Here is a 9737-nt window from a genome sequence, read left to right as displayed (position 1 = left end):
ACCAGCTCCTGCACGGACGGAGGGAGCAGTACCGGCTGATCGACGTCCCAGGATTTGAATGTTTTAGCCATGCCGCCTAGAAACCACAATGCCCGCTGCCTGTCCAGTCCAAAATGCACATTACTCGGACAGGCTCCTAGGTCTGTATAAACAGCTCTTCGAGCGGGTTAACGGGTTATCGTATTGGTCCTACTGGTGGTCGCTGGAACATTGGGTCGATCCGTCAGGGACGCCGATCCGTGTGGATGGGCTCAGGATGGTCGAACGGGAGTGGCCAGCCCAGGTCACGGCACAGTGGGACGAGTCTGTCCCAGCAGTGGGCGAGCAAGCTCGTAAGCGGAAGAACATTCTGACGCCCATCGCTACCACCTATCGGGAGTGGTACAACCAACCGGTCCGATTCGCCAGCTTCATCCCGCCTGGGCGATACTCTCGCGCGCACCCGCGAGAGACACAGCTTCACTATCTGGCTGAACTCACCGGTGCCATTGTCCGGCGCGTGAAACTTATGGAGGACACCGACTCTCTGTTTGAGATAGAACTCGCCTTTCGCAGCAGCAAGACAGGGGAGTCAACTCGCCTCATTCTCGGTGGGCTCAATTGGGCCACGATTCCGGTGGCGTCCCCAGAGCAGTACGACCGTGGCTGGCAGGTTCCTCTTGGCATCGGCAACCCCAGCTTCTTTGAGTCGTATGAGCAGGTCGTGGCAAGTCCTCCGATCCAACGCACGTTCTATGGGTTCCATCTCGACGCACAAAACCACTGGCTCGACCATCACGCCATCGGCGTGGATGGCCCTCTCTTTCACTGGGATGCCGATGGTCCCTCCCTTTTGCACTTGTATCTGTTGAGCTATGAACGCCATACACTTCTGAACCATGTCATCCTCGTGATTCCCCAGCGATCATGAGGCCCATCGATGCTGCCGTAACTCAAGTGGATTGCGTTGGGATCGTGCTTGTCCTCCTCTGATCGTAGCGATGCTCCATTGGGCATGGTTCACCCCACCGGAGACCACCCTCTGCCAGCTCTTCACTGAATCATGAGTCAAGGACATGCCCGGTAAATGCTCAGCCTGTACGCCAACTTAGGAGACTCTGGCTGAATTGTGGGAATCCTGCTCCATAAAAGACGCCGCCCTTCCCGGTCTTCCTCCCGTTGTGCTTTGTGAATTGGCTCACAGATTCAAATTGGGAATTGAGTTACCGTGAAGCCACGACGAGAGAACAGCCCCCACTAACAGACCGATCTAAGACAGACCAGATGCCCGGCCTCAGTCTGCCAATCGAAGGGAGCCTCATGAAGGAAATACCGTGTGCAGGAGAACATTCGGGCACGTGCGGGACGGCACAGCCGACACCACCATCTCATCAGGGCTCGGTGCCCGACGAATCAGCGAGCGGGCCGCGTTCTGGCAAATTCATCATCGCCGCAGTGATCGGGCTCGCCATCGGCGCATTCTTCTGGTTTGACCTGGATGCGTATCTCACGCTGGAAACTGTGAAGGCAAACCGTGACCGGCTCTTAGCCTTTACTGACGAACATCGCGCCGCCGCCGTGGCGAGCTTCATCGTCACCTACAGTCTGGTGACCGGCTTGTCTCTTCCCGGCGCCACGATTCTGACCCTCATGGGAGGATTTCTGTTCGGGAGCCTGTTGGGAACAGTCTTCGTCAATCTCGGGGCGACCAGCGGGGCCACGCTCGCGTTCTTGACGGCACGATATCTATTACGTGGATGGGTCGAGCAGAGGTTCGGCCAGAGGCTGGGACCGATTCAAGAGGGGTTTGCAAAGAACGCCTTCAGCTACCTCGTGACGCTCCGGCTTGTTCCGTTGTTTCCCTTCTTCCTGGTCAATCTGGTGTCGGGCTTGACCCGGGTCCGCCTCGGTACCTATGTGCTCGCGACAGCCCTGGGCATTGTGCCCGGCAGCTTCGTCTATGCCTACGCTGGGCGTCAATTGGGCACGATCAATTCACTCAAGGAAATCGCCTCGCCCAACGTGATCCTGGCGTTCACCTTGTTGGGACTACTCGCCCTGGTGCCGATGCTGTATCGGCGATTCGCCGGCAAACCGGCGGAACCGGCGACTCACACAGAGGCTCCCTCTCACCCGTGAACGAGACTCGATGCCCCCTCATCAACCGAAAGGACCCCGCCCATGAGCGCGCCTGAAAAGACTGTTCCTTCCAATGTGATGCTACCAGACGATGAACATAATCAACGATTGATCAACTACGTCCATCCGCCTAATTGGGTGAACCCGACTCCGACCGGTCAATATAACCTGGTGGTTATTGGAGGCGGAACGGCCGGACTCGTGACGGCGGCTATCGCGGCCGGCCTAGGCGCAAAAGTCGCGCTGATCGAACGGCACCTCATGGGCGGCGACTGCTTGAACGTCGGCTGTGTGCCCTCCAAAGCGTTGATCCGGGCCTCGCGCGCCTGGGCCGATATTCGTCGAGGCGAGGAGTTCGGCCTCCACGTCTCCGGTGCGGCGAAAGAGGATTTTTCCGCCGTCATGACGCGCATGAGGGCACTGCGCGCCCAACTCAGCCGGACGGATTCGGCTCAGCGGTTTACCGGTTTGGGCGTCGATGTGTACTTGGGACAGGCGCACTTCACCGATGCACGAACGGTTCAGGTCGGCAATGCGACGCTGGAGTTTGCAAAGGCCGCCATCTGCACCGGCGCACGAGCCTCCGCACCACCTATCCCAGGGTTACAGGAGGCGGGCTATCTGACCAACGAAACGATCTTCTCGTTAACCGAACATCCGGCGAGGCTGGCGATCATTGGAGCAGGGCCCATCGGCTGTGAGCTGGCACAAGCATTCGCCCGGTTTGGCAGTCAGGTGTACCTCATTGAGGCTATGCACGGGATCATGCCAAACGAAGACCGCGATGCGGCAGAGATTGTCGAGCAGGTCATGATTCGCGAGGGTGTGACCCTGTACTGCTGCGGCAAGGAGTTGACCATCCAGAAGACGGAGGCCGGCAAGCGGCTGATGGGTGGATCGCATGGTCAGGCGTACGATATCACGGTCGACGAAATTCTCGTGGGTGCCGGTCGTACGCCGAACGTGGACGGTCTTGGATTGGAGGCCGCCGGCGTCGAATATGACAAGACGGGCGTCACGGTCACCGACCAACTCCGCACGACCAATCCGAATATCTATGCGGCCGGCGATATATGTTCACGCTATAAGTTCACGCATGCGGCGGACGCCATGGCTCAGGTCGTGATTCAGAACGCCCTCTTTCCCCATCCCTTCGGACTCGGGACCGCACAGGTCAGTTCGCTGGTCATTCCCTGGGCGACGTACACCGATCCGGAGATCGCCCATGTGGGTCTGTACGAAGCCGAGGCGAAGGACAAGGGGTACAAGGTGGAGACGTTCACGCATCGCTTGGACGAGGTGGATCGGGCCGTGCTCGACGGTGAAGCTGAAGGTTTTGCGAAGGTCCATGTCGAGGCGGGGACGGATCGCATTCTGGGGGCCACGATCGTCGCTGCCCATGCCGGCGATCTGATCAATGAGTTCACCCTCGCGATGAAAGCCAGACTGGGCTTGAAGACCCTGGCGTCGACAATCCATCCGTATCCCACGCAAGGAGAAGTCGTGAAGAAAGTGGCCAACGCCCGGCGCAAGACCACCTTCACCGCACGGCAGAAGAGCATCCTGAGCAAGTGGTATGCATGGACGAGGAAATAATTTCCGGTTCTGGATCGGTACATCTGACACATTCACGCTAAAGGATACAGGGCATGACACCACGCAATTATTTCTTGATCGTCAGCATTGCGCTTTTTCCCCTCGTCGAAGCCAACCTCGGCGACCCGACCCGGCTGCAAGCTGACTCCCCAGCAAGAGTAGAGATCGGCACGTTTTCTTCGGCAACCCCTGACGGCCCTTGGCCCAACGGCTGGAAGCCGCTCACATTTCCGAAGATTCCTCAGCACACGACGTACCGTCTCGTGAAAGACGGCGACCGCGTCGCCGTCAAAGCAGCCAGTCAGGCCTCCTCTTCGGGACTGACGAAAGAAATCCTGATCGATCCGAAGGAATATCCGATCATTCAATGGCAGTGGAAGGTGTCGAATGTCTTGAAAGGCGGCGATGTGGCCAAGAAAGAAGGGGATGATTATCCCGCCCGCATCTATGTCACCTTTCAATACGACAGTCAGAAGGTCGGCCTCTTCGGCAAGGCGAAGTATGAAGCGGCTAAGCTGATCTATGGCCAATATCCGCCGCTGGGCGCCATCAACTATATCTGGGAAAGCCGTGCGCCGGTGGGGACCGCGGTACCGAACCCCTACACGGATCAGGTGCAGATGATCGTGGTCGACAGCGGCTCGACCAAGCTCAATACCTGGGTTACCGAAGAACGCAATGTCTATGAAGACTATAAGCGGGCATTCGGCCAAGACCCGCCGATGATTTCCGGCGTGGCGATTATGACGGATACCGACAACACGGGGGAGTCAGCCGAGGCCTATTACGGAGATATTGCGTTCAAGAAGAGGTTGGAGTAGTTGGCGCAGAGACCGAGTGGACGTTGAGCCATCAGGGAGACAGCACATCCGGCCTCGGGTCCGAGACGAATCCCTCTCGATTGGGCATCTTCACAGCAGGAAGGGTCTGCGCATCGATCGCGGCGTCGGCGGGGATGATGCCGTTTTGGTGCAGGAGCCAGGCAACGACAGCATAGACCTCATCGGGCGTCAGGGATTGCGGCGCGTTCAACGGCATGGCACGATGGACATAATCATACAACGTCGTGGCATAGGGCCAGAAGCTGCCGATGGTTTTGATCGGTTTGTCAGTGGTCAGTGAGCCCTGGCCGCCGACCAGTTGACTCTGTGGCCCTTCGACCCCGGTCGGCCCATGGCAGGCGGCGCACTTGTTTGCGTAGATGGCTGCCCCTTGCTGCACGGTCCCTCGACCAGTCGGCAATCCTGCTCCGGTTGGATCGATGTCGATGTTCCAGGCTGCGCTCTCCGCTGCGGTTGCCGACCGGCCAAAGCCGTATCGCAGCGGCTCTTCTGCGATCCCGACTCCACCGAGAAGGACAACTAATCCCCCGGCTGACAGCACGAGAGTGGCTGCCTTACACCTGGACATTCGTCACCTTCCCATCTGCGGCCACCTTCCAACTCTGAATCGCATTGTAATGGTATGAAGAATGAATTCCTCGGGCTGCGACGAGCGCGACCCTCGCTGGCTGGACATAGCCGCTGTCATCGATGCAACGGCTTTGCAGGATCGTTTCCCCTCCGTTCCATTGCCATCCGAACCGGAAGCGTGTGTGGCACTGTGGAAGCACTGGTCCTTGTATGTGTGCCGGTCGCCATGTCCGCCCGCCGTCGATGCTCACTTCGACCGTTTTCACCAAACCGCGCCCGCTCCAGGCGAGACCACGAATCTCGATGAAGCCCGGCTCGATCTGCTGGCCTCCTGACGGCGTCGTAATCACCGACTTGGCTTCCATGACGAAGGTAAATTGCCGGGCGGTGCCGTCCGGCATCAGATCGGTATAGCGAGACGTTTCCTCGCGGGTCATGAAGGGTGCCGTGCCGAGCTTAAGCCGCCTGAGCCATTTGATACAGGTGTTGCCTTCCCAGCCGGGAATCACCAGGCGGAGTGGGTAGCCCTGTTCCGGCCTCAACGCTTCGCCATTCTGGGCATAACAGAGCAGCGCATCTTTCAACACTTCAGCCAGCGGCAGGCTGCGCGTCATGGCGGCGGCATCGCTGCCCTCGGCCAGCACCCAGGCAGCCTCCTGTTTGATGCCGGCTTCAGCCAACACCGTCGCGAGCAGCACGCCCGTCCATTCGCTGGTGCTCATGAGCCCATGCGTCTCTTGGACCGTCTTCCCCGTCTGACCCTTCCATTCTTTTCCGGAATTGCCGGAGCATTCGATGAACAGCATGCGTGTCACGGAGGGAAAGCGCGTGAGATCCGCCATCGAAAAGACCAGCGGTCGTTCGACCAGTCCATGAATCAACAGCCGGTGGCGATCGGTATCGATGGCCGGCACGCCGTTGTGGTGGCGCTCGAAGTGCAGTGCGGAGGGGGTGATGATGCCGTGCAACGATTGGTGCGGCGTCAGCGAATGGGTCGCCGTCGTCAGGCGTTGGGCGGTTTCTCCCAGTGCGCGAGTGCCATAAGGACTGGGAATGCGGCCTGGGACTCGTGTGGGATCGGTGTCGTTCTGTTCTGCTGCCGGCAGCAGTGATGGAGCGATCAAGCCAGCGGCAGTAACGCCCATCGCGGAGACCGCGCTGGCCAGCCATGCGCGGCGATCGACGTGTTTCTGCTCAGGTGCTTCTTGCTCCGAGGAAATAGGCTTTTCTTGATCGGGTGATCGCATGCTGGCTTTCCCTCGCACCCAACCACCTGCTCAAGCGGTACATTCGCATGGCCGTTTTGAGCAATGAGTTGGGCAACATTGCGCACAAGCCCAAGCTAGCAAAAACTTGGCAAAAGACGCGCAACCGCTCCAGATTTCGATTGCATGTGCACTTCGCCGCTCTGTTCAAGAGCGGCTGTGGCCATCCGCTGGATGATCTTCGGAAAGTCGCGGTCGGCCTGGAAAGCCAACAGCGGCAGGATTACCGGCGCAAGTAGTTTGCTCTTTGGCATCAATTCCCACCACACCATGACCTGAGAGCCGACAGTCGATGGTGTCACTTGCCATCCACCGCTCATCGTTCTTGCCGGGAAAGGAAAATCATGCGCCTCTGAAAGAAAACGCACCGCGAAGCTACGACCGGGGTTGAATTCAGTGCATTCCTCGGACCATTGCTTGCCCGCGTAATCCTCGCATACGCGGACAGCCCCAATGCTTGGCGCTTTTCCGTCTATGACAAGGGAGTGTTTCAAGGACGGCATGTAGTTCTTGATGTCGCCGATGCTGCCTACGATCTGCCACATCTTTTCAGCAGGCGCATTGGTTTCAACGATAATGCAATGACGATACTCGCGACTCCCCTTCGGTCTATGAGCCCAGCCAATGGCCCAAAGCTGCCACATTCCAAACGCGGCTACGATCCCTGCGACGACAAGAGCCAAGGCTCTACCAACTGGCGACAATAGGTCAGGAAAGGTGAACACCAGCATGGCGGTGCCCACTACCCATGAGAAATCAGCGAGGCTTGCAAGTAGCGCACGCCATGTGGCCAAACGAGGTCGTGTTGCTTGATAGAGCAACTCGGCAGCGAAGAAAATCAGACCGATGCCAATGGCTTGAAGGATTTGGGGGGCCTGTATTCCAAGCCACTCGCCTACCAGCGCAGGTCGGAAAAGCATAAATGACGCGGATGTAAGCGAAAAGGCAGCGTTCGCCGCCAGTGCCCAACGAAGTGGCAAGACTGCTTTCATAATGACCCCCTTTAGATGAACGGACAGCGAACGGCGATGTTCGCCACCCGATGTATTGGTTTTGCGCCCCAGCCGCTTCGCGGCCCAAGGCACTTGGGTTGAGTCTGTCCATGGGCCCCTGAGCGAATCACCGTCGTCTCATCAGTCAGTGTGCCCTCAATGGCTGGGCTAAGCAAGAGACTCGAAATCAAAGCAGTGCTCAGCCCTAGGATTCATCTCACGCGTTGTGAAAAACAGGTTGTTTGGGTATAGCCGCATTAGTCGGGCTCATTGTGTGCCTTCGTCGATAGAAGCGATCCAAGAGGGCGTCCACCGAAATTAGTCCCGGTCCGTGCAGGACGAAATAGAGAAAGAGAATGCCCCAATAGAACGCCTCTTGCAGCGCCGCTTCAGATAGCTGCCCATACGAGAGCGCGGCGACGATATTCAGTCCGAAGAGCGAGAGGGCTGCCCATCGCCCGGCCAGGCCGATCGCCAGCAGGAATGAGCCGCCGAGTTCAACCGCCGTCGACAGATAGGCCGCAACCTCAGGCGGCAAGACCGGCACATCGTAGACCATGGTGAAGAGCATCACCGTGGACATCCAACTGGAGAGCTTGACCATGCCGCCTTTCCAAAAAATGTTTGCCAGATACAGGCGCACGGACAGGTCGAACAGCGGAGTCAGCGCTTCTAGGCCATGGACCAGCCATAGATACAGAGGCACGGCGCAATCAGCGGCGCGTTTCAGGAGACCGGCGGGGTGCGTCATAAGCCCTCCTTCACGGAAATTCCAGCAATCGCCTGCAAGTTCAGCAGAGTGGTCATCAGCCGGGTAAAATCGAAACCGGACTCGGCCTCTCGCGCGAACCGTTCGATCGACGCCACGCTAGCTCCCTGCGACAGGGCTTCCAGCAGGTGGTAATCCAACCAGTTCAACGGGGTGACCCGCACCTGGCCCTCACTGCGTGTCACAATGACGCCGGTCTCCTCCTCAGGAAGCGGCAAGTCGATCACCTCGTCCGGCGATATGTCCGGTTGGAGCGCCTGCCAGACGCGATGGACCGGAAGGGAAAAGGACAGGAAGCGCGCGGTCTGATGGAACTGGATGGTGACGAGCGAGGGATCCGCCGAGACCATGGCCTGGAGCCGGTCTGTCGGAAGAGGCGCCGAATCCGCCGCCTGATACATCTCGTGACAGGCCCATTCGAGCCGTGCCAGCTCTGGGAGGAGCGGCGGGGCCTCGAGCTGTTCCAGCCAGGCCGGGAGGTGGCGCCCATAGGGAAACAGATCGCCGCAGGTCGAGGGATAGTGTTTGATGTATCCGCGCGCGAGCACACTGAAAGAGCCATCGCCGACCAGTCGATGCAACACCGGATAGGTGATTCTCAGCACCTGTACAAAGTTATTCCGAATCAATCGTCGGTAGAGCGTCACGCTGCGCAGGGCCGATCCGTTCGCCGCCATCACGGCCGTGGCCGCAGCGTGCTTCCCTTCAATGATGGATTCGGCAAAGGCCTGTTGCAGATCACACAGCTTCGGCATGGCAACCTCCAAGAATGGCGTCAGCCTGGGCGGCTTGTTCCACTAACACGGAAAGCGGCGGGAGATTGGTATCCCATTCAATCAACGTCGGGCGCGGGCCGAAGTGGCGGATCGCCCACCCATACAAGCCCCAGACTTCCGGATACACGGGCTGGCCATGGGTATCGATCAGCAGGCGTCCGAAGCGATCGAAGCCTGCCAAATGAATTTCCTGCACAGCCTGGGCTGGAATCGCGCGCAGAAATTCCAGCGGGTCCAGGCCGAAGTTGATGGCATTGACATAGACATTGTTCAGATCGAGCAGAATCCCGCAGCCGGTTCTCTTGACTGTCTCGGCCATGAAGGAGCTTTCTGGAATCGGAGAATCTTGCCAGGTCAGATAGCGGGTAATATTTTCGATGAGCATCGGACGCTTCAAGAATGTCTGGACTTCGTCGATTCTGGCGCAGACATGATCTAAACTTTCCGCGGTATAGGGAAGCGGCAAGAGATCGTTGAAGAAGCGGCCGCCGACGGAACTCCAGGACAGATGCTCCGACACAAAAGCCGGCTCGAAGCGATCGAACAAGACTTTCAGTTTCTGGAGGTGGGCATGGTCGATTGGATCGGTGGAGCCTAACGACAGGCCGACTCCGTGAAAGCTGAGAGGATACTGGCCTCTGAGCCGTTCAAGGATACGAAGCGGCGCGCCGCCCTCGCCGAAATAATTCTCCGGATGGGTTTCCATCCAGGCCACCGGCGGCGGGCTGTCCAGGATCTCGCGAAAATGATGCGACCGCAGTCCGATCCCGGCTTGTGCCGGGATCGGGGCGGGATGTTGTAGAGACATC

General features: G+C 58.6%; 10 protein-coding genes. 4 read left to right on the top strand and 6 right to left on the bottom strand.

The features are described from left to right. Nucleotides 1-241 precede the first annotated feature (241 nt). The 4 genes from Q8N04_08160 (at nt 242) to Q8N04_08145 (ending at nt 4535) form a co-directional block, all read left to right on the top strand. Nucleotides 242-910, top strand: a complete 669-nt coding sequence (locus Q8N04_08160) for a hypothetical protein (protein MDP3090635.1) — start codon at nt 242-244, stop codon at nt 908-910. A 389-nt stretch (nt 911-1299) separates the two neighbouring features. Then, nucleotides 1300-2118, top strand: a complete 819-nt coding sequence (locus Q8N04_08155; GenBank protein ID MDP3090634.1) for a TVP38/TMEM64 family protein — start codon at nt 1300-1302, stop codon at nt 2116-2118. Between the two features lie 42 nt (nt 2119-2160). Further along, a complete protein-coding gene (locus tag Q8N04_08150; GenBank protein MDP3090633.1) occupies nt 2161-3714 on the top strand; it encodes a mercuric reductase in 1554 nt (517 codons plus the stop codon). 53 nt (nt 3715-3767) lie between these two features. Then, nucleotides 3768-4535 carry a DUF3047 domain-containing protein gene (locus tag Q8N04_08145; protein ID MDP3090632.1) on the top strand — a complete coding sequence of 256 codons (768 nt, stop codon included), beginning with the start codon at nt 3768-3770 and terminating at the stop codon, nt 4533-4535. A gap of 31 nt (nt 4536-4566) precedes the next feature. On the opposite strand, the gene Q8N04_08140 is transcribed toward Q8N04_08145, so the two are convergent. The 6 genes from Q8N04_08140 to Q8N04_08115 form a co-directional block, all read right to left on the bottom strand. Then, on the bottom strand, nt 4567-5124 hold the full coding sequence (locus Q8N04_08140; GenBank protein ID MDP3090631.1) for a cytochrome c: 558 nt from the start codon (nt 5122-5124) through the stop codon (nt 4567-4569). Then, on the bottom strand, nt 5111-6373 hold the full coding sequence (soxC, locus tag Q8N04_08135; GenBank protein ID MDP3090630.1) for a sulfite dehydrogenase: 1263 nt from the start codon (nt 6371-6373) through the stop codon (nt 5111-5113). Before soxC ends, Q8N04_08140 begins: the two co-directional genes overlap by 14 nt. Nucleotides 6374-6468: 95 nt before the next feature. Then, nucleotides 6469-7383 (bottom strand): SRPBCC family protein, encoded by a 915-nt coding sequence (locus Q8N04_08130; protein ID MDP3090629.1) that lies wholly within the window; start codon nt 7381-7383, stop codon nt 6469-6471. Nucleotides 7384-7600: 217 nt separating this feature from the next. Then, nucleotides 7601-8134 (bottom strand): DoxX family protein, encoded by a 534-nt coding sequence (locus tag Q8N04_08125; protein MDP3090628.1) that lies wholly within the window; start codon nt 8132-8134, stop codon nt 7601-7603. Then, nucleotides 8131-8907 carry a DNA-binding domain-containing protein gene (locus Q8N04_08120; GenBank protein MDP3090627.1) on the bottom strand — a complete coding sequence of 259 codons (777 nt, stop codon included), beginning with the start codon at nt 8905-8907 and terminating at the stop codon, nt 8131-8133. Before Q8N04_08120 ends, Q8N04_08125 begins: the two co-directional genes overlap by 4 nt. After that, on the bottom strand, nt 8891-9736 hold the full coding sequence (locus Q8N04_08115; GenBank protein MDP3090626.1) for a DUF692 domain-containing protein: 846 nt from the start codon (nt 9734-9736) through the stop codon (nt 8891-8893). The genes Q8N04_08120 and Q8N04_08115 overlap by 17 nt, the downstream gene beginning before the upstream one ends. Nucleotide 9737 lies beyond the last annotated feature (1 nt).

Origin of the sequence: Nitrospira sp. (assembly GCA_030692565.1) — a bacterium.
GTDB lineage: Bacteria > Nitrospirota > Nitrospiria > Nitrospirales > Nitrospiraceae > Nitrospira_D.
The sequence above is the reverse complement of the archived record's forward strand: the minus strand, read 5'-3'. Positions and strand labels throughout refer to the sequence as shown.

Bases quoted from the DNA above. Each gene is read 5' to 3' on its own strand.
- Q8N04_08155 (MDP3090634.1), top strand. From the start codon at position 1,300: ATGAAGGAAATACCGTGTGCAGGAGAACATTCGGGCACGTGCGGGACG.
- Q8N04_08125 (MDP3090628.1), bottom strand. From the start codon at position 8,134: ATGACGCACCCCGCCGGTCTCCTGAAACGCGCCGCTGATTGCGCCGTG.
- Q8N04_08150 (MDP3090633.1), top strand. From the start codon at position 2,161: ATGAGCGCGCCTGAAAAGACTGTTCCTTCCAATGTGATGCTACCAGAC.
- Q8N04_08120 (MDP3090627.1), bottom strand. From the start codon at position 8,907: ATGCCGAAGCTGTGTGATCTGCAACAGGCCTTTGCCGAATCCATCATT.
- Q8N04_08115 (MDP3090626.1), bottom strand. From the start codon at position 9,736: ATGTCTCTACAACATCCCGCCCCGATCCCGGCACAAGCCGGGATCGGA.
- Q8N04_08140 (MDP3090631.1), bottom strand. From the start codon at position 5,124: ATGTCCAGGTGTAAGGCAGCCACTCTCGTGCTGTCAGCCGGGGGATTA.
- Q8N04_08145 (MDP3090632.1), top strand. From the start codon at position 3,768: ATGACACCACGCAATTATTTCTTGATCGTCAGCATTGCGCTTTTTCCC.
- soxC (MDP3090630.1), bottom strand. From the start codon at position 6,373: ATGCGATCACCCGATCAAGAAAAGCCTATTTCCTCGGAGCAAGAAGCA.
- Q8N04_08130 (MDP3090629.1), bottom strand. From the start codon at position 7,383: ATGAAAGCAGTCTTGCCACTTCGTTGGGCACTGGCGGCGAACGCTGCC.